Source organism: Leptothermofonsia sp. ETS-13 (assembly GCF_049200465.1).
In the GTDB taxonomy this organism is placed as follows: Bacteria; Cyanobacteriota; Cyanobacteriia; order Leptolyngbyales; family Leptolyngbyaceae; genus Leptothermofonsia.
In genome coordinates this window covers 2398662-2421553 of sequence record NZ_CP120836.1, presented here as the reverse complement: position 1 = coordinate 2421553, position 22892 = coordinate 2398662, and the positions used below count along the sequence as shown (strand labels likewise).

At 51.7% G+C, this 22892-nt stretch carries 15 protein-coding genes, 1 tRNA gene and 2 pseudogenes; 11 read left to right on the top strand and 7 right to left on the bottom strand.

The genetic code is table 11. The features are described from left to right. Positions 1-466: 466 nt before the first annotated feature. Complete coding sequence (locus P4D80_RS10865) at positions 467-3334, bottom strand: aconitate hydratase (protein WP_421659161.1); 2868 nt, start codon at positions 3332-3334, stop codon at positions 467-469. A 1251-nt stretch (positions 3335-4585) separates the two neighbouring features. On the opposite strand from P4D80_RS10865, the pseudogene P4D80_RS10860 reads away from it, so the two are divergent. Next, positions 4586-5065 (top strand): annotated as a pseudogene (locus tag P4D80_RS10860) (IS4 family transposase); the annotation flags it as partial. Positions 5066-5262: 197 nt separating this feature from the next. Here the strand turns inward: P4D80_RS10860 and P4D80_RS10855 are convergent. After that, positions 5263-5490: a DUF167 domain-containing protein gene (locus P4D80_RS10855; RefSeq protein ID WP_421659160.1), complete on the bottom strand. Its 228-nt coding sequence runs from the start codon at positions 5488-5490 to the stop codon at positions 5263-5265. A gap of 459 nt (positions 5491-5949) precedes the next feature. On the opposite strand from P4D80_RS10855, the pseudogene P4D80_RS10850 reads away from it, so the two are divergent. Continuing rightward, positions 5950-6078, top strand: a pseudogene (locus P4D80_RS10850) (IS5/IS1182 family transposase); the annotation flags it as partial. A gap of 347 nt (positions 6079-6425) precedes the next feature. Here P4D80_RS10850 and P4D80_RS10845 read toward each other — a convergent pair. Further along, positions 6426-6761 (bottom strand): STAS domain-containing protein, encoded by a 336-nt coding sequence (locus P4D80_RS10845; RefSeq protein ID WP_421659159.1) that lies wholly within the window; start codon positions 6759-6761, stop codon positions 6426-6428. A gap of 212 nt (positions 6762-6973) precedes the next feature. On the opposite strand from P4D80_RS10845, the gene P4D80_RS10840 reads away from it, so the two are divergent. After that, positions 6974-7948 (top strand): aldo/keto reductase, encoded by a 975-nt coding sequence (locus P4D80_RS10840; protein ID WP_421659158.1) that lies wholly within the window; start codon positions 6974-6976, stop codon positions 7946-7948. A gap of 46 nt (positions 7949-7994) precedes the next feature. Here the strand turns inward: P4D80_RS10840 and P4D80_RS10835 are convergent. Continuing rightward, positions 7995-8077, bottom strand: a tRNA-Leu gene (locus P4D80_RS10835). Positions 8078-8303: 226 nt separating this feature from the next. On the opposite strand from P4D80_RS10835, the gene ndhL reads away from it, so the two are divergent. The 3 genes from ndhL to P4D80_RS10820 all read left to right on the top strand — a co-directional run bounded on the left by ndhL (position 8304) and on the right by P4D80_RS10820 (position 9128). Beyond that, a complete protein-coding gene (gene ndhL / locus P4D80_RS10830) occupies positions 8304-8522 on the top strand; it encodes an NAD(P)H-quinone oxidoreductase subunit L (protein ID WP_421659157.1) in 219 nt (72 codons plus the stop codon). Between the two features lie 63 nt (positions 8523-8585). Then, complete coding sequence (locus P4D80_RS10825) at positions 8586-8897, top strand: DUF3007 family protein (RefSeq protein WP_421659156.1); 312 nt, start codon at positions 8586-8588, stop codon at positions 8895-8897. Positions 8898-8996: 99 nt separating this feature from the next. Further along, a complete protein-coding gene (locus P4D80_RS10820) occupies positions 8997-9128 on the top strand; it encodes a hypothetical protein (protein WP_421659154.1) in 132 nt (43 codons plus the stop codon). Here P4D80_RS10820 and P4D80_RS10815 read toward each other — a convergent pair. Next, complete coding sequence (locus P4D80_RS10815; RefSeq protein ID WP_421659153.1) at positions 9109-9618, bottom strand: allophycocyanin subunit beta; 510 nt, start codon at positions 9616-9618, stop codon at positions 9109-9111. The genes P4D80_RS10820 and P4D80_RS10815 overlap by 20 nt on opposite strands. An 871-nt stretch (positions 9619-10489) precedes the next feature. Here P4D80_RS10815 and trpA point away from each other — a divergent pair. The 5 genes from trpA (at position 10490) to P4D80_RS10790 (ending at position 21181) form a co-directional block, all read left to right on the top strand. Next, positions 10490-11290: a tryptophan synthase subunit alpha gene (trpA, locus tag P4D80_RS10810; protein WP_421659152.1), complete on the top strand. Its 801-nt coding sequence runs from the start codon at positions 10490-10492 to the stop codon at positions 11288-11290. Positions 11291-11610: 320 nt separating this feature from the next. After that, positions 11611-12582, top strand: a complete 972-nt coding sequence (locus tag P4D80_RS10805; protein ID WP_421659151.1) for a DUF7507 domain-containing protein — start codon at positions 11611-11613, stop codon at positions 12580-12582. A 1-nt stretch (position 12583) separates the two neighbouring features. Beyond that, on the top strand, positions 12584-16234 hold the full coding sequence (locus P4D80_RS10800; protein WP_421659150.1) for an Ig-like domain-containing protein: 3651 nt from the start codon (positions 12584-12586) through the stop codon (positions 16232-16234). Further along, on the top strand, positions 16231-18708 hold the full coding sequence (locus P4D80_RS10795; protein ID WP_421659149.1) for an OmpA family protein: 2478 nt from the start codon (positions 16231-16233) through the stop codon (positions 18706-18708). The genes P4D80_RS10800 and P4D80_RS10795 overlap by 4 nt, the downstream gene beginning before the upstream one ends. Before the next feature lie 163 nt (positions 18709-18871). After that, on the top strand, positions 18872-21181 hold the full coding sequence (locus tag P4D80_RS10790) for a hypothetical protein (RefSeq protein WP_421659148.1): 2310 nt from the start codon (positions 18872-18874) through the stop codon (positions 21179-21181). On the opposite strand, the gene cysS is transcribed toward P4D80_RS10790, so the two are convergent. After that, positions 21178-22455 (bottom strand): cysteine--tRNA ligase, encoded by a 1278-nt coding sequence (gene cysS / locus P4D80_RS10785; RefSeq protein WP_421659147.1) that lies wholly within the window; start codon positions 22453-22455, stop codon positions 21178-21180. The two genes, P4D80_RS10790 and cysS, sit on opposite strands and share 4 nt — an antisense overlap. Beyond that, positions 22433-22648, bottom strand: a complete 216-nt coding sequence (locus P4D80_RS10780; RefSeq protein WP_421659146.1) for a hypothetical protein — start codon at positions 22646-22648, stop codon at positions 22433-22435. The genes cysS and P4D80_RS10780 overlap by 23 nt, the downstream gene beginning before the upstream one ends. Positions 22649-22892 lie beyond the last annotated feature (244 nt).

Genomic DNA, 22892 nt, shown 5'->3' with positions numbered 1-22892 from the left:
GCTGAAATAGGTATTAATTCTTAAATTACTATAAAGTCGTAGCCTGGCTCTAAAAGTGCGTTAATTCATCCATTGAAAATTCTTTGCTTTTCGATAGAAGTCCTTCAGGCACTATAGCGTTCACAAATAGTTTGTGAAAAAGGAGGGTGGCGGGGGTGGCCACCCCCGCCTGGGAGTGCAGCCTCCATTTCTTCTTCTTCCAATTAAAATTAATTGGATGTAGCTACTCAGGTACTGGTTTTAACTCAGTTTGTGTTTTCATTTAGCCTAACCCCTCAATCTCCTTCTCTGGCAGGGAAAGGGAAGAATTGAAAGCTTTCCTCGACACGGGGCTACGGTGTATATCCTTCTGGCTTCGTTTGAGACTGGCTCCAGGGACTCTCCCCCGGTCCCTTGCTGTTTGGGGGAGTTAGGCCCTCAAACCCACATCCCCTTAAAGCCAATGTCCTAAGCAACTTGGCGACAGCTATAAAAGCTGTCGCAACACGTAAGGGAGAATGCCTCCATGCAAGAAGTAGTCCACTTCGGTTGGGGTATCAATCCGGAGAGTGAGCGGAATGGTTTGGGTTTCGCCATTAGTGCGGTGAATTACCAGTGTCAATTCCTGCTGGGGGATAAGGCTCCGCTCCAGTCCAATCAGGTCGAATTGCTCGGTACCATTAAGGTTGAGGGATTGGACTGAATGACCTGCCTGAAACTGACAGGGAAGCACACCCATGCCAACCAGGTTGGAGCGGTGAATTCGTTCAAAGCTCTGGGCAATGACCGCTCGAATCCCTAACAGTTTTGTTCCCTTCGCAGCCCAGTCACGACTGCTACCGGTACCGTACTCCTGACCTGCAAAGATGAAGAGTGGGGTGTCTTCTGCCTGATAACGCATGGCGGCATCGTAGATGGTCATTTGTTCTCCACTGGGTTGATGAATTGTGATGCCGCCCTCAACACCAGGCACCATCAGGTTTTTGATCCGCACATTGGCAAAAGTGCCGCGCACCATGACCTGGTGGTTGCCTCGACGGGAACCGTAGGAGTTGAAATCAACAGGGTCTACTCCCTGTTCCTGCAAATACAGGCCAGCCGGGGAGTTTGGCTTGATAGCCCCCGCCGGGCTGATGTGGTCGGTGGTGACTGAGTCGCCAAAGAGGGCGATCGCCCGTGCTCCTCGAATGTCACTGGCTGTTCCTGGTTCCATCCCAAAATCTTTAAAGTAGGGAGGTTCTTGAATGTAGGTTGAGCTGAGATCCCACTTATAGACTAGGCCCGTACTGCTGGGGATTTGTGCCCAAAGGGGATTTTGTTCAGCAAAGTCGCGGTACAGCCGTTGGAAAGTGGCGGGGTCGAAGGCTATGGGGAGGAGTTGGCTAATTTCTTCTGAAGTAGGCCACAGATCGCGCAGGTACACCGGGTTGCCATCCCGGTCTTGCCCCAATGGCTCCTGAGTCAAATCAATATCGACTCGGCCCGCCAGAGCAAAGGCAATCACCAGCGGTGGACTCATGAGAAAGTTAGCTTTCACACTTTGATGAACCCGTGCCTCAAAGTTTCGGTTACCGCTCAATACACTGGCAACCACCAGATCATGACTGGTAATTGCTGCTTCTAAATGGGATTCCAGAGGGCCACTGTTGCCAATGCAGGTGGTACAACCGTAGCCAACTGTTTGAAAGCCCAGTTGATCCAGATAGGCTTGTAGCCCGGTGCGGGTGAGATAGTCTGTCACTACGCGGGAGCCGGGAGCGAGAGAGGTTTTGACATAGGCTGGAACGGTGATTCCCCGCTCTACTGCTTTTTTGGCCAGCAGCCCGGCAGCCAGCATTACCGTAGGGTTGGAGGTATTGGTACAGGAGGTAATTGCCGCAATCACGATATCCCCATGATGGAGCGTGACGGGCACTGAGGGATAGGCGGGGGAAACGTCTGCCAGGAGGTCGGGGGTGGGTCGGTTTTGGATCATTTCAACTTCGGTTAATACGGCAGTGTCGCGATCGCTCCGTAAGGCTTCACCCACAGGCACCCGCTCTGGTTCCTGCGCACCTCCCCCGGAAACGGGCTGAGCGGATGGTGCGCCGATCGCAACCTGGACCTGCTGCTGCAATTCCGTAGCAGACTTGTTGTAGCCGTTTTCTTGAATGGGCTTTTGCAACAACTGTTGAAAGGTTGACTTGACTTCAGACAGAGTAATCCGATCCTGGGGCCGTTTGGGACCCGCCACACTGGAGGCAACCGTAGCCAGATCCAGTTCTAATTCCTGGCTATATTGAATTTCACCCGGTCGTGGCATACCAAACAATTTTTGAGCCTGAAAGTAGGCGCGGAAGGTATCCACCTGTGCCTGGCTGCGTCCAGTGGCGGCCAGGTAACGGCAGGATTCTTCATCAATTGGGAAAAAGCCCATCGTTGCCCCATATTCGGGGGCCATATTGCTGATGGTGGCGCGATCAGGAACGGAAAGGCTGGCAGCCCCTGCTCCATAAAACTCGACAAACTTGCCAACCACCTTTGCCTGCCGCAGCATTTCGGTTAAATGTAACACCAGATCAGTAGCTGTGACACCGGGTTGCAATGCGCCTTTGAGATGTACCCCCACCACGTCTGGAGTGAGGAAATAGACGGGTTGTCCCAGCATTCCAGCTTCGGCTTCAATGCCGCCCACCCCCCAGCCGACAATGCCCAGGCCATTAATCATCGTAGTGTGGGAGTCCGTTCCTACCATAGAATCGGGGTAATAGATGCCATTAGACTCCAGAACGCCCCGTGCCAGATATTCCAGGTTGACCTGATGCACAATGCCAATTCCGGGGGGCACAATCGCAAACCCACTAAATGCCTGCATTCCCCATTTAAGGAATTGATAGCGCGCGCCATTCCGTTGAAACTCCATCTGCATATTCAATTGCAGAGCATTGCCCAAGGCACTAAAGTCCACTTGAACTGAGTGATCAACCACCAGATCGACAGGCACCAGTGGTTCAATTGTGGCTGGATTGGCACCCATCCGGGCCGCCGCTGATCGCATGGCTGCCAGATCCACCAGCACAGGTACTCCCGTAAAGTCTTGCAACAGAATCCGGGCAACCACAAAAGGAATTTCTGCGGTCCGTTCTGCCTGAGGTTGCCAGTTCGCAAGGGCACAAATATCGGCTTCTGTAATGCGCTGGTTATCGTAGTTGCGTAACACTGCTTCCAGCACAATCCGCAAACTGACGGGCAGTTGAGAGATGGGGGCAATACCTGCCTTTTCCAGGTGGGGCAGGGAATAGAAATGGGCTTTTCGCCCAGATCGGGTTGTAAACTCTTGCAGCGTGTCGAACAGGGAATGGGGAAATGCGGTCATTGTTTGGGTTCCTTTATAGCAGGTGTCGGGGGTGAGGAATTGGAGGTGAGGACCTGGGAGTTGGAGGTGAGGACCTGGGAGTTGGAGGTGAGGACCTGGGAGTTGGAGAACTGCTTCTGTCCTCCACTGGAAGACAGAAGCAGCCAAACAGCTTTACTGTCAAACTAGTAGATCAAAACAGAAGTTTAAGGGGGTGGAGGGGGTGAAACCCCCTTCTGAGGCGAAGCCTCCAAACTCCTATGTTGCAAAGTTGGCGTTGCTGAAAAGCAGTATGAATCGAAACAAAGTTTCAAGCATACGGCACCTATTTCATATCCAAATTCAGCAACGCCGTCCTGGACTAAGAACTCAATTATCCTTTTTCTAGAAATCCTTGTGCTTTTACCTATTGAATGACTACACTTTTGAGCGACTACACTTTTGAATTTGAATGATTACATTTTAGATTATCATCCGAGCAGGGAAAACCAGGACTCAAAGCCTTTGACGGTTGCTTAATTTAGGATAATTAATCCTAAAAATATCCCCTAAGGAACTACGTTAAATTATCCTGGGCAGTTTCAACCAAAAATGATGAATCCCGAGCAGTTTCAACCAAAAATAATGAGACGGGGAGCATATCACTTTCCGGGTAGAAAAACAAAATAAAAGAACTCTCAATAAAAGAACTTTCACTCTTTGGGTGATGCGTCATGACTCCCAAAGAACAACAAGCGATTGCCTTATCACGTTCGAGAATTCGCGAAGCTGTTGTACAAAGATGCCGATGCCAGTCGAATGACCAGCTTAGGGGAAATTGAAGCCAAGGTGCGGGAGCAGGTACAGAAGCACGTGACCCCAGAGATGGGTATTTTTTTTAAATTCAAACCGTTACAGGTACCACTGCAGGCTACGAGCGACACATCAAAAGCATCCTCGGAGACCAGAGACTGACCAGTGAACAGGCGAAACAATTAGGAGTAAGCAAATAAAGCCAACTGAGTCCCTATCTGGAGATGTGTTGTCTGAGAGTCAGTGCGAATGCGTTCTATGCCCATGCCAGTGAAGATGTGGCGCTATTGTACAGGAGTGCGAGTGAGTGCGACCACCCAACAACAATTGGTGCAACGTCTATCATTTGCAGAACCAGTCGTATAGCTCTACGCAGGTGCGTTAGGACATTGGAATTAGAGAGGGAGTGGGGGCGAAACCCCCAGCCAGGGGTTCCACCCCTGCACGCCGTCCTAACTATAATGACTACCGCTATATTCCTGTCATCTTGCCACTGCTCACCAAGGCGATGCGAAAGACGCTGGGGCAGTGTTGTCTGACCGTCCGCCCTCGCTGCAAACCTTGGTGCTTTATGGTCAGCGCTTTGGGGGCATTGAACCCCATTTCAAGGATTACAAGTCTGCTGCCTTTGAGGTTTTGCACTCCGGTTTGCGCAATGCTCAGGCACTGACTTGTTTATTGATGCTGCTCGACTGTGCCACCTTAATTGCAGTGATGTTAGGAATGCTGCTGCTGCAAGCAGGACAATATACTGTCATTGATTGGCATGGAGAGCGCGGTTTGAGTTTTCTGCAATTGGGTCTGCGACAGTTGGCAGGGCTTTGCTATCAGCGCTTACCCTTGCCGTCGCTGGTGGCGTTGACCCAAACAAACCCACCTCCAGCTTGTGCTTCTCAAAAGAAACGAACCGCCTTTGATAGCCGGATCGAATTCTCTAAAGTCATTGCATTCTCATATTGAGACAATCCTGAGTTTTCTGCACTACTAAGGTGTTTTTCCGTGTGAAGATGGTATTGAATATCAGCGATATCAACCATAATAACAACCATAATAATATATAAATAATAAATAATATATAAATAGTATATGCAAGTTTTACCTAATTAGTATTGGAAGAATTATTCGCATTTGAAAAGAATCAATATTAAAATAATTTATTAATCTTCGAGCTGAATTTCAACAAGTTTAATGCGTGAAGATAACCCTGATTTGATCACAATTTTTGATTTAGACACGCCAAATGATTTTGCCAGCAACTGAATCAGTTCTTCGTTTGCTTTACCATCAATTGGAGAGGACTTAAGATAAGCGATTAAGCTACCATCTGATTCAGTAATAAGTTGTTGTTTTTTTGAATTGGGCTTAGATTTAACTAGCTTCTTCATCAGTTGTGAATCCTCAATAATTATAATAACTGTCTTTGTATCCAATTTATATTTGCTTCGAGTGTTGTTGCATACATAAAAGAGGGGTTGCGGATGAGAAAGACAGGGTAAGTTTCAGAATCTATGTAAGCCGTGAGGGTGAGATAGTAAAGAATAATCACATCCATCCAAATCCTTCTCGCTGTCTGGAGGATAGCATGAAGATTCTTGCCATTGACTTGGGTAAATTCAATTCCGTTGCCTGCTTATTCGATACCGCAACCAATCAAAGTGAGTTCGAGACGATCGCCACGAGGCATTGGGCATTCGAGCAGCTACTTGCCAAAACTCAACCAGAGCAAGTGGTTATTGAAACCAGTTCCCTTAGTGGCTGGGTTCATGATTTGTGCGAAAGACTCCAATTACAAGGTGTTGGTTGCCAACGCCAACCAAGAGGCATGACAGTGGAAAAATGTTTATATCCGCAACCATGGTCGAAAGAAATGGAAACGAGACTGCAATTATCATCGTTGTTCCCTGGCTGAAATCACGATGTTTCGATTCACAGCGATCTTTGGCGGCAAGGTTTGCTTGCGTAAATTTGAGAACTAGACTGTGGAATGACTGCTCCAATCTGCCGCCCTGAATTGGATGATCTAGATCGCTAAACCTGATTCTGTTGGGGCCACAGATTAGCCATTCATTTCCTCATACCTTTGGTATGACTTTTTTTGATTCAGGCAACAACGCCGGAGTATTTCTATTAATTCCAATTGCGGGAGTGTTGATTAGCCTGTTTGATGTGGATCAAATGCGTGGTGAAAGCGTTAATGAAAGTTAAGCTGGAACAGCCAATGCCGCGTGTTTGCCACAAAAAAACCTTCTGGATTTTCAGGCAGTCTTCGCAAAATCCAGAAGGCTATTCGGGATAACCCCACATCGCTATGACAAAAACTTCAGGCAGCGGCTTTGGTCAAAGCGGGATGCTCTTCAAAAATCTCGAATACTCGGTCGAGTTGAGTCAGTTCAAGAATCATGCGTACTTGTTGGGGAACGGAGCAAAGCCCAAGGCTTTTGTTCAGACGTTGAGCGGTACTTTGAGCCGATATTAATGCCATTAGACCTGCGCTGTCAATTGACTCGACCTGCCCCATATCGACCAGCAAACTATCATTCTGATCCGATAGCACTGCTGCGTTTAATTGATGTTGAAACTTGATGGCATTCGCCGCGCTGAGAGAACCAGGGGATTGAATGACTGTGGCTTGAGGACGGACGAGTACGCTCTTCATAACTAAACCTAAATGAGTAGCAACGACTAATCGTTTCAATGTCCCTTACGATAACCGTGGATTCTCGGTCGTGCCCACCCAAAGAATAAACAGTTTGTGGAATCTTTATCTGTTGACGAGATTTATTTAAAGTTTTAGTCAGTACTTTTACGTAATTGTGTCGAAATATACAAAATCCAATGAATCATATCCAATGAAATGAATCATATCCAATGAACCGTAAGACGACACGACGAATCTTTCTGGCGACGGGGGCCGCTATGACTGGCAGTATAGTAGGTGGTCATGTACTGCGGCAATCAGTCAAGGCTTCAAATCCTTCTCATTCCCCTCCTGCACTTATGACAGAGCGTGTTTTGGGAAAGACAGGTGTGCGGGTTCCTCTATTGGGTTTGGGGGGAGCTGGTCAAACGCCGCTCTCCTGGGATGGGTCGGAGCAGGCCGCGATCGCTATCATCGAACGGGCTTTGCAACTGGGTATTCGTTACTTCGACACAGCTGCCAGTTATGGACCCAGCGAAGATTATCTGGGTAAGGTGCTTCCATTTCATCGGCGGCAAATTTTTCTAGCCAGCAAAACGGGAGCCCGCGATCGGGATGGAGCCTGGCGGGATCTGGAGCGATCGCTACAACGCTTGAAGACTGACTACCTTGACCTGTGGCAGCTTCACCATGTTTCTTTCAACGAGGAACTTGACAGGATTTTGGGCAAGCAGGGCGCGATTCAAGCGCTGGAAGAGGCAAGACAGCAGAAAATCATTCGATTTTCTGGTATTACAGGACACCATGAACCCGCGGTAATTGCTGAAGGATTGCGCCGTTTTCCCTTTGATACTACCTTAATTTCTCTTAACGCTGCCGACGTTCACCATCCCCGTCCCTTCGCTTCCACTGTCCTGCCCGTTGCCCAACAAAAGAATGTGGGGGTGATCGCCATGAAAGTTCCTGCCTATGGACGCTTGTTCAGTTCGGGTGCTCTGACGGGAATGCACCAGGCTATGGGCTACGTTCTTTCATTACCTGGAGTGCATTGCTGTGTCATTGCGGCTGAAACCGTTGCCCAGCTTGAACACAATGTTGACGTGGCAAGAGCCTTTCAGCCAATACCGGCCAGCAAAATGGCAGCCATTGAAAAACAGACAGCCGCTGCCTGGCAGGAAAACACCTTCTTCCGGGACTGGACGTAACTATTACCCTTGAGTGTTGAGTTTTCACCTCACTCCTCACCATAAATGGGGGCAGAGGGACTTGAACCCTCACGACCTTGCGGTCAACGGATTTTAAGTCCGTAGCGTCTACCATTCCGCCATGCCCCCGCAATCATCTATCACCAAATATCTATCACCAAATTTCCGCTATTCCAGATAACGTCTCTAGAAGTACGGTTCTCAATTGTAAATGAGATAGATCCATTCGTTTATTCCAGCATCAATGGGGAATCGATGCAACATTGCAAAAGTTTCAATCGTTCGCTGGCCATAAAAGCGGTATTTTATAGGGTGGGCAAACGATAGAATATCAGGAAGTTGCTGTATCAGGTCTATGGACATCGCGATCGCCTTACTTTATCTTGCTTTGGCTGGAGCATTTCTACTCGTGATCCCTGCAATGCTCTACTTTTACTTGCGGGCACGCTGGTATGTTGCCAGTTCTTTTGAGCGCGGTTTTATGTATTTTCTGGTGTTTATGTTTTTCCCAGGGCTGTTGTTGCTTGCTCCATTCTTAAATTTTCGCCCAAAGCCCAGGCAAATTGAAAGCTAAAAAACTGGTCATAAAAGAAGTAGAGATGTTGTTACGCCTCTCTACTCTGTTTTTTGAAGGGATATGCGACGGATTGATGTAATTGGCATCGGGCTTGGCATTTTTGCGGTAGGTGGGCTTTCTTACCTATTTTTTAAGTCCATTGGGTTAGACAGCGTTTCAGCGGGTATCTGGGCACAAACTCTATTGATTGGTGCGCTGCTGGGCTGGTTGCTGACCTATGCCTTTCGAGCCATCACCCAGACCATGACCTATAACCAGCAACTGAAAGATTACCGAGACGCTGTTCTGCAAAAGCGCCTGGAAGAACTAACACCAGAGGAACTGGCAAAGCTTCAGGAGGAGATTGAACGGGAGAAGGGAAGGGGGAATTAGGGAGAAGAAGGAAGAAAAAAGAAGGAAGAAAAAATTAGCCTGTTCGCCCTCTGGGGAGACTGCAGCGGACACTGCTCTTCTTTTGGCTGAGTAGCGACATTGGATCTCGCTGAAGCGCTGTATGGAAAGGTTGTATCCCTGTTGCGCTTCAGCGGTTTGTGGGTGGAAACGGATAAGTTTGGGGCAATGATGCAGGTTGCGATCGCGAATCCTAAACGTCGGTTTCGCTAATTTCCCGCACCACGTAATCGAACGGTTCATCGACAAAGGAGGTGTCTTGAACCCCTGCTGCCGCTAACTTTTCTTTGACTATATTCTTCATCAACTGGATGCTGCGGGCCGTAGGGCCGAGGGGAATTCCCAGGGAGTTGAAGGTGTCCTTCAAGCCTGCCAGCAACCGCTCATCCAGGACGCTGTTATCACCTGAGACCAGAGCGTAGCTGCAATAGCGCAGGAAATAACCCATATCGCGCAGATACATTGCATGGCGACGAGTAGTGTAGGCATTTCCACCGGGTTTAAGCAGTTCAGGTTGCTCTTCAAAGAGCTGACTCGCTGCTTTTTTGACAATTTCAGCCGCGTTAGAGCTAATCATTGATGCAGCCTGTACCCTTAAAACCCCGGTTTCTAGAAAATCTTTTAGTGGGTTGATGGTATCTCGATCCAGGAAACGACCAGCCAGATCACAATTGTTAATGACGCTTGTTAGTTTGTCTTGCATAGGATTCCTCTAAACAGGATGTTGTTCATCAATGGTCGATCTGTGCGCCACTTGAATCAGACATCAAGCGATTCAGGGCTATGCTCTAACTGCTCTAACTGTAATGAGATGAGGAATCGAAATGGGATGAATTTATATTTTTTAGTGCGTAGCAATTCTTAACAAAAAAATGCTTTATTGGGAGACGTTTGGTAAAGGAAACTTAACAAACTTGTCAATCCTATCTAAGGATCATGGATTTAATAACACCGCATTCTTTGAGTGAACTGACCTCTCCCCCTTCCCTTCTCCAGCTCGGAGAGGGGTGCCAAAGGCGGGGTGAGGTTTTCGGAGTTATTTAACTCTCATTCCTAAGTAGCTGGGCGCAACTAAATTAAGGATGATTTCGGGGGTGGAGGGGGCGAAACCCCCTGCCTGGTGGCACAGACCCCACTCCCCCTTTTACCAATTAATTTATGACTACCTCTTATGACAGGTAGGCTTATCAGTCGCCTCACACCCCTCTCATTTTTCGGGGTGCTACGAGTAGCATCGAGGATTGGTATTAGACTCAAAACTCTCCAACCCATCTGATTCCTCGCTTAATGAACAACTTCCTGATTCGTGTAGTGATTGCTATAGAATTTAGAGCGGGTCACAAGTAAAGAGTTTAAGATCCCCGAAATCCTTAAAGGATTCCGGGGATCTTGATGAAGGTTCTACGCTTAAATTCAGTGCTATAACAATCCTGTCTGGACTGTGAAAGGACTTTCTCACCGGGGAGAGCTTTTCACAACTCTCCATTTTCATACCTTTTTCATAAAGGATTCACGACTGCTATATTCGTCTGAAAGTTTGCTGTCTTAAGTAGTTCTATATTTATTCTTCTCAAATGATTTCTGTTTCTCAGCGTTTTGAAGCCCTGCGTGAGCGTGCTCAGTGTGCACTGATTCCGTTTATTACCGCAGGAGACCCGGATCTGGAGACAACGGCAGAAGCGCTGAGAGTACTGGATCGCAGTGGAGCAGATCTGATTGAGTTAGGGGTTCCTTACTCAGATCCTCTGGCCGATGGGCCGGTGATTCAGGCAGCCGCAACACGGGCGTTGCAGCGGGGAGTCCGGTTAGCGAATGCGCTGGAGGTTGTGCGGCAGGTGAGCCCGGAGTTGCGATCGCCCATTATCCTGTTCACCTACTACAATCCGATTCTGAATCGGGGAATTGATTCGTTCCTGCGGCAAATTTCTGAGGCTGGTGTGAAGGGCCTGGTGGTGCCTGATTTGCCTCTGGAAGAAGCGGAAAGTTTGCTGCATCCGGCGTCCCATTACGGAATTGAAGTGACACTGCTGATTGCGCCCACCAGTCCGGCGGAACGGATTGCGGCGATCGCTCAACAATCTCAAGGGTTTATTTACCTGGTCAGCACGACCGGGGTAACAGGAATGCGGGCCCAGGTGCAGGCGCGGGTCAAGGATTTGCTGATAGAGCTTCAGACGGTAACCGATAAGCCGATTGGGGTCGGTTTTGGCATTTCCCAACCAGAGCATGCCCGTCAGGTGATGGATTGGGGGGCGGATGCTGCCATTGTGGGTAGTGCGTTTGTAAAGCGATTGGCAGATGGAACCCCTGCTCAAGGGCTGGGGGCGATCGCTGATTTTTGTCGAAGTTTAAAGGCGGCGATTCTACCTACTTGAAACTTATGTCAAGAGGGCTGAAACCCCTTCTAAAACCGGGTACAACCCCTCTTTTTTGTAAACTGGCACTGGCGTTAGAACGCTGGGAGTGCATTTATTGGGCTTCCTGTCAAGACTTTACACATTTGCCAGTCTATATCAGGATTCTGTAAAACTACTTAGAGAGTTTTTGAATATGAGGGCGAAAAGCCCCATCAGTGTAATCACGGAAGTGATGCTGTAAACTTTCTTTTGTAGAAAAAACGACATAAACTCGACTCGGCTGAGGTGCATTTTATGCGACGTAAGAAACCGTTCTTTTTCTTCTGCCTTTTAGAGTAATGAGCCTTCTGAAAAGACCGCTGGTGTGGGGACGTGTTCGATTTTTATTGGTGGGATTGCTGTTGGGATGGCCGAGTGTTCAAGGTCTGCCTATCCTTGCTCAGCAAATCATCACTATCCCCAACACTGCTACTGCAAACTTACAGGGACCCTCTGGGAATCCGGTCAACGTTCAATCCAACCAGACCACGATTACCGCGACCATTGGACGGGCAGGTCTGGAAATTATCAAAACGGCAGACCGTGCCTCGGCGGAGCCTGGAGATACGGTTGTCTATCGCTTGCTAGTCAGAAACACAGGGGACGTTACGCTGAATACCCTGCAAGTAACCGATACCCTGCCCTTTGGCGTGAGGTTTCTGTCTGATTCCCCACGGGCATCGCTGACGAACCAGAATCGAACCGTGTCAGTTTCGCTTTCCTCCACCACTGTGAATGGGCGCAACGTGGTTTTTGGCTTTTCCAGGCTTGAACCCAGGCAGGTTTTAACGATTGTGTATGGCGTGGTGTTGACCCCGGATGCGATTCGGGGGAATGGTCGCAACATTGCGGTTGCAACGGGTTTAACTCCAGCGGGAACTCAGGTGAGTAGCGCTAGTGCCAGCTACCTGGTTCAGATCCGTCCTGGAATTTTGTCAGACTGCGGCACCATTCTGGGGCGCGTGTTTGTGGATAGGAACTTTGATGGGGAACAGCAGCCTGGTGAGCCTGGTGTTCCTAACGCGGTGATTTACATGGATGACGGCAACCGGATTACGACGGATGCCAATGGGTTGTTTTCGCTGTCTTACGTGGTAGCTGGTTACCGGACTGGAACGCTGGATTTGACAAGTTTACCGGGCTATACCCTGGCTCCCAACCTGTACCGAATTGAGGGCAATAGCCAGTCCCGGTTCGTGAAACTGGCTCCTGGTGGACTGGCCAAGATGAATTTTGCAGTAACTCCGACTTTTAAGGAGGGTCAGCGGTAGTATGCAGTACTTGTGTTCTACGATTCGGCTGGCATTACTGTCATCGATGTTTGGAGCGATCGCGCTTTCCGCTGCGGCTAGCGCTCAAACCAATCTCCCGACTTCGACCAGTGAACCGATTCAGTTTGCCCAACCTGCCTCCACTGAAGTGAAAATCCTGGCTCCCCAGGCAACCTCAACCGGAGAGCAGACAACGAATCTGATGGTGCAGTATGCCTCTGGGGCAACGGTGCAGGTAACGGTGAATGGTAATCCACTTGGGGCTCAGATTCCCACCCAGGTTCAGCCTGACAGTGCTGGAGGCGTCGTTAACCAGGTCTGGTACGGCATTCTGCTCAAGCTGGGGGAGAACATTCTGACGGTGCAGGCTGCGGGTGGAAGTCCCGTGAGTGTAAAGGTGACGGTGCGGGAGACTGCGTACAAGCTCCAGTTTTTGCCGACTTCTGCCCCCCGCATTCCAGCAGATGGACGTTCTACAGTCACTGTCGAAGGTCAGATTGTTGATGAAGCAGGCAACCCCGTCACCCAGGATGCGGTGGTGACGTTAACCGCGAGTGCGGGGACGTTTACTGGAGCCGATCAGGACCGCGATCGCCCTGGGTTTCAAGTGCTTGCCAACGGGGGCAAGTTCACGGCTCAGTTGCAATCTTCCCTGGCTCCCCAGAAAGTTCGCATCCGAGCCGCCGCGGAATTGCGGGAACTGCGGGAAGTGAAGCCGGGGGAAACCCTCAAGCCTCTACCTCCAATTCAAGTCAGCAATGACGGCCCTTCCAGTTCCCCCAGCCTGGTTACGCCATCTCCGCTGACTCCCATTACTCTGCCCGTTACGAACCAGCTAGCAGCCTACACCCAGGTGGAGTTCATCACCAACCTGCGCCCCTTCCTAGTGTCGGGTGCTGTTACCTTCCGGCTTGGGGCAGGGGGTACCGACTTCTACGGCAGTTTCCGGGACTTCCTCAATCCGGATCGCATCGATCAGGATGTTCGGTTCGATGCCTCAATCAATGCCTTTGCCACCGGGCGGATTGGAGAATGGCTGGTAACGGCTGCCTTCAACAATCAGCGTCCCCTCAACGAAATCTGTGACGGCACGACCCGCCTGTTTCGCGACCCCCAGTTCTGCGATCAGGTCTATCCTGTCTACGGTGACAGTTCCACCACGGATTACCTGACGCCCTCCATCGATAGCGTCTACGTTCGGTTTGAGCGGAACTCACCTATTGTGGGAGCCGGAACAGACTACTTCATGTGGGGCGACTACAGCACCCCAGAGTTTGCAACCGCATCCCAGTTATTTACAGCAACCACCCGCCAGATCCATGGCTTCAAAGGGAACTACAACCTCGGCAACTTGCAGATCACTGCTATGTATGGCGACAATCTGCAAGGCTTCCAGCGGGACACGATCGCCCCCAACGGTACCAGCGGTTACTACTTCCTCTCCCGGCGACTGGTAGTGGGGGGTAGCGAGACGGTCTACGTTGAAACCCAGGAAATCGGTCGCCCCGGCACGGTGGTCGAGCGCAAGCAACTGTTTCGGGGACCGGACTACGAGATTGACTATGATCGCGGTTCGCTCCTGTTTCGTCGCCCCATCCAGCAGGTTGAATTTGACCCGTTTGGCCGCAGCCTGGTACGACAGGTCGTCGTTACCTATCAATACGATGGCACCAATACGGGGGATACCCACCTGTTCGCTGGCCGGTTGCAGTACAACTTCTCCCGCGAGTTTGGGCGGGAAAGCTGGGCAGCATTCAGCTACCTGCGGGAAGACGAGGGCGATCGCGACTACGAACTGTACGGCGTCGATGCCTTCATTCCCTTTGGCAAAGATGGACGGCTGATTGCCGAAATTGCGCGATCGACCAACGACTCCATCTTTTTCGGCAATGTGGGCGGCAATGCCTACCGCTTCGAAGTCAGCGGCACCCTGTTTGAAGGCGTGATTGGACGGGCCTACTACCGCTCCGTTGACGAAGACTTTACCAACAATGCCACCTTCAGCTTCTTTCCAGGGCAGACCCGTTACGGAGCCGAACTTGCCGCTAAAGTCGGTCCCACGACCAAACTCCAGTTCCAGATTGACCACGAATCCAATTACGGCATTGCACCCAGTACTTTAAACGCCTTCACCACCCTGTTTGACCCCTTACCCGAAGCCATTCCCGGTGAGCGGGTAGACAATAGCCTCACCTCCATCCGGGCGGGCGTGCTGCAAAAACTGGGAGCCGCCAACCTCAGCCTGGAATGGGTCAACCGCTCCCGTGCCGATAGCGTTGCCGGACGACTCACCGAGGACAGTAACCAGATTGTTTCCCGACTCACCTACCCTCTGACGGATACCCTGGTTTTCCGTGCCCAGAATGAACAGAACATTGGCAGTAGTGGCGACCCGCTCTATCCTAGCCGTACCACCGTGGGACTGGATTGGGCCGCCTACCCTGGTCTTACCCTGCGACTGGCGCAGCAGTTCATCTCCACCACCTCCATTTACCGGGCCAACTCCATTACCAGCCTGGATGCCATCTTCGACCAGAAGCTGACGGAAGACACCACCCTCACCGGGCGCTACTCCATCCTCAATGGGGTTGGGGGTTGGGGCAGCCAGGCCGCCTTTGGCTTGAATCACCGCATCACCCTGGCTCCGGGACTGCGAGTGGTGCTTGGCTACGAACGCATCTATGGTGATATTTTTGCCTACACGGGAACTGGGCAGCAGTTTGCTCAGGCTTATGCGGTGGGGCAAAGCGCCTCTGCCCTCGGCATTACCGAAGGAGACGCTTACAGCATCGGCATCGACTACACCGACAATCCCAACTTCAAAGCCAGCGGTCGGTTTGAATACCGGACAACAGATTTGGGCAACAACCTGGTGATTTCCGTCGCGGGAGCAGGCAAACTCTCGCCTTCCCTCACCGCCCTGGCCCGTTACCAGCAGGCCAACTTCGCCAATCAGACATTGCAAGCCGTTTCCGGAGACAGCATCAACCTGAAGTTCGGACTGGCCTACCGCAACCCCTTCGACGACAAGTTCAATGCCCTGCTGCGCTACGAATTTCGCCAGAACCCCTCCTTTACCCCCGACTCCATCCTGTTTGGCACAGGAACCGGGTCCAATGCCCACATCGTAGCTCTGGAAGCCATTTACACCCCCAACTGGCGGTGGGAGTTCTATGGCAAGTTTGGGCTTCGCAGCAGTCGCTCCTATCTGGCGCGGGATCTGGTTGGCACGAATGCGATTACGCTAGGTCAATTCCGTGCTCTCTACCGCCTGGGTTACCGCTGGGATATTGGTGGCGAAGTGCGGTACATCAGCCAGTCCCTCACGGGCTACAACGAAGTGGGTTTTGCTGTAGAAGCGGGCTACTACGTCACCCCTAACATCCGTATGGCAGCGGGCTATAGCTTTGGTCGAGCGAATGACCGGGACCTGGGCGATCGCTCCAAAGGTGGTCCCTACGTCCTCTTCACCCTGAAGCTCAACGAACTGTTTGAAGGCTTCGGCTTACAACGAGCCTTCCCCGAAAACGCCCAACCCAAGATCGCCCCACCCCAGCAACAGGAATCCCTGGTACAACCCGTTGCGACCCAGCCCGGTTCAACGGTGTCTCCCCCTGAAACTGGGCCCGCATCGAGAGGGCAGGGACAATGAAACATCTGAGGAGTGAACAGCAACCAAAAACAATGGCTGAAGAACAAACGATCTACCAGAAGTTAAAGGCACCGATCTCGAAACTCACAGAAACCCAAAGATCCAGCAACCAGCAGAAAAGGGATTTAAACCCCATCATTCAACTCGTACAGAAAAGTCCTTTCGACCAAATCGCCTCCACCCCCTGGCCATCTTTTCCTGGGGCTACCATTCAACTCCCACAGATAACTCCTTTCGGGGGGTCTGGGGGAGTTAGGCCCCCAGATCCGCGGGGGCACGGGGGGAAGACCCCCGAACCCGCTGCAAAGCAGCCCCAGGACTGTCACTTTCACCCATCCCAATGGCTGATTTCTGCCTTAACCGGAATATCCATCGTCTCTGCTGCTCCTGCACTCGCCCAACCTCAACCCCTGCGGGCGATCGTCAACAGCAACCAGGACGGCCCTGCCCAGGCCGATGACATCCTCACCCTGCGGGAAGCCATTCTGCTGATGAACGGAACTTTACCACTCACTAACCTGTCCGCCGCAGAACAGGCCCAGGTGAGCCAGCTCCCCACAGATAGTTCCTCTCGCATTGACTTTAATTTGCCCGCTGGAGAAACCACCATTCGCCTGCTAGAGGTCTTGCCTGCCATTACCCGCCCCCAACTGGTCATTGATGGCACCACCCAACCTGGCTATAATAGTAAACCCGTCATCAACGAGCGCCCAATCCCAATGCCGATTGTGGCCATCACCCCCGCCCCAGGCAAAGAAGTCTTTCGAGGTTTAACCATCACGGCTGACTTCGTCACCATTCGCGGGTTTAGCCTGTACGGGTTTACCTCCAGCCAGGGAGAATATTTTTCTGGCTTTGCCTCTGGCTACGGCTCCACCCAAAGCACTCCCCCCGCCGATATTTTCATCAGCCATCGCTTTCCCCCTCCCGACACTCGCAAACAGCAACCCCCAGCCAACTTTTCGCCCTACTATTCTGATGACCTGCCACCCAGACAAGTGGTAATTGAAAACAACTGGCTGGGAATGGCACCTATGCAGGCAACGGGCGACGGGCAACAGGCGATAGATACCCTTCCAACTCCTCCGAATTCTCGCTCCGCTTTTGGCGTTTCCGTTTTTAACGGCACAGGTACCACGATTCAGCGCAATTGGATTGCTTACCACGACGGGAGTGCGATCATTACCTCCGTCAATGCTTCGGAACTAAATATTGCCGAGAACGTGATTACCGGAAATGGGATTGCTGGAATGCCTGATGCCATCCGGTTAGAGGGTAACGTCAACCAGGCCCAAATCGCAGGCAATCTGATTTGCGCCAACGATGGGAGTGGAGTTTACCTGTTCAAACCAGAGGGGGCTGTTCGGATTCGCGAGAACCAGATCATCTACAACGGCAGACGACTGCGCCGCGCCGCCATCTACCTGATGGGGAACGACCACGAAGTTAAAGGGAATGAAATTCGCTACCAGACGGGACCGGGGGTTGCCGTTGCGGCTTACCCAGAGAGCGATCGCAACCAGATTCAAACCAACCGCTTCTCTAGCCTGGAAGGACTTAGCATTGACCTGGTTACCCGTCAGGGAGCTACCGCCGGAACGGATGTGCATGACTACCAGATAGGCGATGGTCCCAACCCCCCCCGCAACTCGTTCAACCGGCATAAAGATACGGGTAACGCGGCCATTCATGCACCCCAGTTTGCCAGCCAGGAATTTGTGGCACTGGGAAACTCACCCGTACAGATCTATGGCACCGCCGACCCCGGTTCCCAGATTGAACTCTACCGGGTAGCCGGAAATGGTAGCCGTTACGGACCGCTGAATGAACCCGTTGCAACCGCTATGGCCGATGAGAAGGGGCATTTTAGCGCCAGCCTGGATGGCCTGCGGATTGGTGAGAAGATTAGCGCGATCGCCACCCATCCCCGCTATGGCACCTCCGAACCCGCCCGCAACGCCACCATCCGTTCCGTTGAAGCACCCACCTCCCAACCCCCCATCCCCCAATCCCCTTCCTCCATCCCTCGCTGTACCACCCCCGTTGTCCAGGAACCTCCTGCTGTAATTCCTCCCACACCTGTCACCATTCAAATTCCCAACGTCATCCATTTCGCCCTCGATAAATCCAACATCAGCCCAGCTACCGCCAGAGTATTGGATCGGATCGCTCAAGTTTTGCTAGAGAACCCCTCAATGCTGGTCGAGATTGTGGGGCACACCGATCCCCGCGCCACCGATGCTTACAACCTGGCTCTGGGGCAGCGACGAGCTCTTGCCGCCCGAAACTACCTGCTCAAACGGGGCATTGCCCCCGAACGGATGACCATTCGCTCAGAAGGAGAGCGGCAATTGGTTTCAACCGGACGAACCCGGCTCGACTTCGCCCGCGATCGCCGCGTCGAATTCTTCTACAAAGACGCCAGAGAAATCGAAGTCATTATCCAGGAAGAGGATTTACAGATTGAACCCTGAAAACACACTGGGCGAATGATCTACCCCTCCACTCCATCACTCTGCTACTCCATCACCCCATTACTCATCCCCATTACTCATCCCCTGCTCCCCCTGGCTTCTTTTTTCCTTCTTCTTTCTTCTTTCTTCTTCCCAGCCCCCTGCCCCAGTGTGAGAAGATCTGATGAACCGTTCTCTAAAGACTTTGGTGACCCTGACCTGCTCCAGCATCCTGCTGGGTTCGCAGACAATCCTGTTTCAGCAGCCTGCCAGGGCTCAAACCTTTCTTGGATTTGTAGGTTGTCCAGCAGGTACCCGCGAAGGTCCCATTAATCTCGTCAGTAACGGAAACTTTAACATCTCTCCGGGAGTGGTCAATGGTCCGCTGCTCCCTGGCAACCCCGCAGGCTTTACCAGTACACTGCCCTATCGAGGGGACGGTGTTTACCCGGACGACACCCCTCCACTGCCTATTGCACTGGGGGGGCTTTCCATTCAGACAGGAACCATTAACTATCTGGGCGGTGTGGTGGTTGGCCAACCCTTCCCTGGCGACCCTGCTAACGGCGTCCTGCCCTCAAATACCTATCTCTATTCCAATCCAAATGCTTCAGCGGCAACTCCGCTTGTACCAGGTTCAGCATTTCCTCCCATCTCTCCCACCAGCCCAATTATCTGGAGTCAGACGCTGACAGGTCTGGCCCCCAACGCCACTTATAACTTCACAGCCTATTTCTACAACCTACTCACCGATTTGGCACCCCCTGGAGCTGCACCCCCTGTGATTCGCCTGCTGGCAGGTCCCCCGGGTGGACCCGATACAGCCTTTGTCCCCTCCTTGAGCGGACAGCCCGTCACCACTCGGCAGCAGTGGTTGCGAGTACAGGGTCTGTTCAGTCCCAACGGCCTGCCATCACTGGAACTCCGGATCGTAGACGAAGCGAATACCATCGTTGGTGATGACTTTGGTATGACTGCTGTTGGATTTAGAGAATGTATCCCCATTATTGGGGTGGCAAAAAGTGCGGGTACTCCTGTCCAAAATGCAAACGGTACCTTCACCATTCCCTATACGGTCACGGTTCAGAACTTTGCGCCCAATAATCCCACCTTTACAGTCAACAATTTGCAACTGACGGAAGACCTGCGCCAAACCTTTGCCAATGCCACCATCAATTCAGTGACAAACATCCAAAGTCCGACTTTAACGGTCAATCCAGCCTTTAATGGCACCACCGATTTCAATCTTCTGGCTCCTGGGGTGAATACACTGGCAGGGCAAACCACCACCACCGTAACCTTCAGCGTCACAATTACCCCCGGCGCCGGACCGAGCGGATCGGGTCCGTTCAACAACCAGGTCACCGTTACAGGGGGCAGTCAGGGGGGAACTCCGCTCACCGATCTGTCCGTCGATGGCACAAACCCCGACCCAAATGGAGATGGCAACCCCGATGAAGGTTCACCCACCACAGTTACGTTAGTTCCGGGGGCAAGCACTCCCCGACTGGGTGTTGCCAAAAGTGCGGGCACACCTGTTCAAAACGCCAATGGCACCTTTACCATTCCCTATACGGTTATTGTTCAAAACCTTTCACCCAACGATCCGGCGTTGACGGTAAACAATTTGCAAATTATGGAGGATCTGCGCCCTACCTTTGCCAATGCCACCATCAATTCGGTAACTAATCTTCAAAGTCCAACGCTGGTCGTGAATTCAGCGTTTAATGGCACCACTGATTTCAATCTTCTCGGTCCTGGCAACTCTCTGCCTGGGCAAACCTCAGCGTTGGTAACGTTTAGTGTCAACATTACACCGGGAAGTGGACCAAGTGGTTCCGATCCGTTTGCCAACCAGGTCACAGCCAATGGGGTTAGTCCAACGGGTACACCCGTCACAGATCAGTCTGTGGATGGAACGAATGTTGACCCGAATGGGGATGGGATTCCGAATGAAGGTTCACCGACTCAGGTTGTGCTACCTGGCACGGGAATTCCAACCGGCAATCAGCGACTTCGTCTGGTGAAGCGGATTACGGGCGCGACCAGAAATGGGGTACCGATTCCTGGCATTAATTTCAACACGTTTGTCAATGATCCGGGGAGTGCAGATGATGATGCTCCGGGTTGGGCGCAGTTTCTACCTTTAGGGCTGGTCAATATTGGAGCTAATAGTCCACTGCGGAGTGGAGATGAAGTGACTTACACGGTTTACCTCCTATCAGATGGGGACAGTCCAGCAACGGCTGTGACGATTTGCGACCCTGTGCCAGCGACGACAACATTTGTTGCGGATAGTAACCAGATTCAGCGTCCTGCGGCTTCGGTGTCTCCGGGTGGGGCGTTCTTCCCGCCGCTGGCACCGCTGCCAACCGGCAATCCCTGCCCCAGCCAAACGAATGTGAATGGGTCAGTGATTTATGACGTGGGTGATGTGCCGAATACAGCAGGAAATAATTTTGGGTTTGTGCGGTTCCGGGTGAGGATTGATTAGGTGTGGTGCCAGCGGGTGGTGCCGTCTTTCTGGTCAATGAGGGTAATGCCGTAGGACTGGAGTTCGTTGCGGATGCGATCGCTCTCCGCCCAATTTTTCGCTTTTCGCGCTTCCTGCCGCTGTTGAATCAGAGCTTCGATTTCAGCATCCGTTAACCCAACGGTTCCGGTGCCACTTACGCCTGTGGAAAGAGTTGCATCACCAGCACCTGGTTTAACTTCCAGCCCCAGCACTTGAGCCAGACTTGCCAGGGTTTGCCAATAGCGCTGTAACTCCTCAACTGGCATTTGGGTTTGTCCTTCGTGTATCAACAGATTTCCTTCCCGCCGCAGGTCTTTTGCCAGTTCAAATAGAACGGAAAGGGCGATCGGTGTGTTGAAATCATCATCCATCGCTTCGTTGAAGCGGCTGACGGCATCCTGATCAAGCTCCGGAGGCAGAGTAGACCATCCGGGTAATTTAGAAAAGTCGGAACTGAATTTGAGCGCTTCTTTCAAAGTATTCCAGCCACTCTCAGCGGCCTCCAGACCCTCGGCGGTAAAGTCAATCGGTTTCCGGTAGTGGGCCTGCAACACAAACAGCCGAAACGCCATTGGATCATATTCCTTCAGCAAGTCGCGGGTAAGGCGGATGTTGCCCAGGGATTTGGACATTTTCTCGCCATCCATATTGACGAAGCCGTTGTGCATCCAGAATCGTGCCAGTGGCTTTTGGGTGACAGCTTCGCTCTGAGCAATTTCGTTTTCGTGGTGGGGAAAGGTCAAATCCATGCCACCCGCATGGATATCGATGGATTCGCCCAATTCCTGCCGAACCATAGCTGAGCATTCAATATGCCAGCCCGGACGTCCCGCTCCCCAGGGAGACTCCCAGGCAGGTTCTCCGGGTTTCGCTGCTTTCCAGAGAGCAAAGTCGAATGGATCTTTCTTCTTGTCGCTTTCTTCTTCAATATCCACCCGTCCGCTGGCACCCGCCTGCATTTCTTCCAGGCGGCGACCGGAGAGTTTTCCATATTCTGGGAATTGGCGCACCGCATAGTAAACATCGCCATCGGAGGCATAGGCGTAATTAAGCTGCTCCAATTCATGGATCAGCCGTTGAATGCCATCAATGGTATGGGTTGCTCTGGGGTAGGAGTCGGCACGGAGAATGTTGAGGCGATCGGCATCTTCGAAATAGGCTGCAATGTACTTCTCGGCAACCTCCTTCATGGATGAATTTTCGGCGATCGCCCGCTTCAGAATCTTGTCATCAATATCGGTAAAATTCTGCACATAGCGGACCTGGTACCCCCCGCCACATCAGGTACCGCCGCACCACATCAAAAATCACAAACACCCTGGCGTTGCCAACATGAAAGTAGTTGTAAGCCGTAATGCCACACACATACATCCGCACCTTCCCCGGTTCGATGGTTTCAAACGGTTCCTTGCGGCGAGTCAGAGTGTTGTAGATCTCTAGAGGCATAGGGGTGGATGGGTATGGAGTAAGGGAGTGGATAGGTGGAAGGGTTGGGGGTGAGGGAATGGAGGGGTGAAGGGGTGGGGGGATTAGAAGGGTGATGGGGTGAGGGAGTGGAGGGGTGGGGAAGTGGAGGAGTACTGGATGTAAAGAGCAATCACCGGGATTGTCAATTTTTTTGTGGCAATCCTAGAAAGGGGGTCGAGGGAATCAGGATCTCGAGGATTCAGAACCCCGTTTCTAAAACACC

Coding starts and splice junctions, on each gene's coding strand:
- P4D80_RS10865 (WP_421659161.1), bottom strand. CDS start 3,334: ATGACCGCATTTCCCCATTCCCTGTTCGACACGCTGCAAGAGTTTACA.
- P4D80_RS10855 (WP_421659160.1), bottom strand. CDS start 5,490: ATGAAGAAGCTAGTTAAATCTAAGCCCAATTCAAAAAAACAACAACTT.
- P4D80_RS10845 (WP_421659159.1), bottom strand. CDS start 6,761: ATGAAGAGCGTACTCGTCCGTCCTCAAGCCACAGTCATTCAATCCCCT.
- P4D80_RS10840 (WP_421659158.1), top strand. CDS start 6,974: ATGAACCGTAAGACGACACGACGAATCTTTCTGGCGACGGGGGCCGCT.
- ndhL (WP_421659157.1), top strand. CDS start 8,304: ATGGACATCGCGATCGCCTTACTTTATCTTGCTTTGGCTGGAGCATTT.
- P4D80_RS10825 (WP_421659156.1), top strand. CDS start 8,586: ATGCGACGGATTGATGTAATTGGCATCGGGCTTGGCATTTTTGCGGTA.
- P4D80_RS10815 (WP_421659153.1), bottom strand. CDS start 9,618: ATGCAAGACAAACTAACAAGCGTCATTAACAATTGTGATCTGGCTGGT.
- trpA (WP_421659152.1), top strand. CDS start 10,490: ATGATTTCTGTTTCTCAGCGTTTTGAAGCCCTGCGTGAGCGTGCTCAG.
- P4D80_RS10805 (WP_421659151.1), top strand. CDS start 11,611: ATGAGCCTTCTGAAAAGACCGCTGGTGTGGGGACGTGTTCGATTTTTA.
- P4D80_RS10800 (WP_421659150.1), top strand. CDS start 12,584: ATGCAGTACTTGTGTTCTACGATTCGGCTGGCATTACTGTCATCGATG.
- P4D80_RS10795 (WP_421659149.1), top strand. CDS start 16,231: ATGAAACATCTGAGGAGTGAACAGCAACCAAAAACAATGGCTGAAGAA.
- P4D80_RS10790 (WP_421659148.1), top strand. CDS start 18,872: ATGAACCGTTCTCTAAAGACTTTGGTGACCCTGACCTGCTCCAGCATC.
- P4D80_RS10780 (WP_421659146.1), bottom strand. CDS start 22,648: ATGCCTCTAGAGATCTACAACACTCTGACTCGCCGCAAGGAACCGTTT.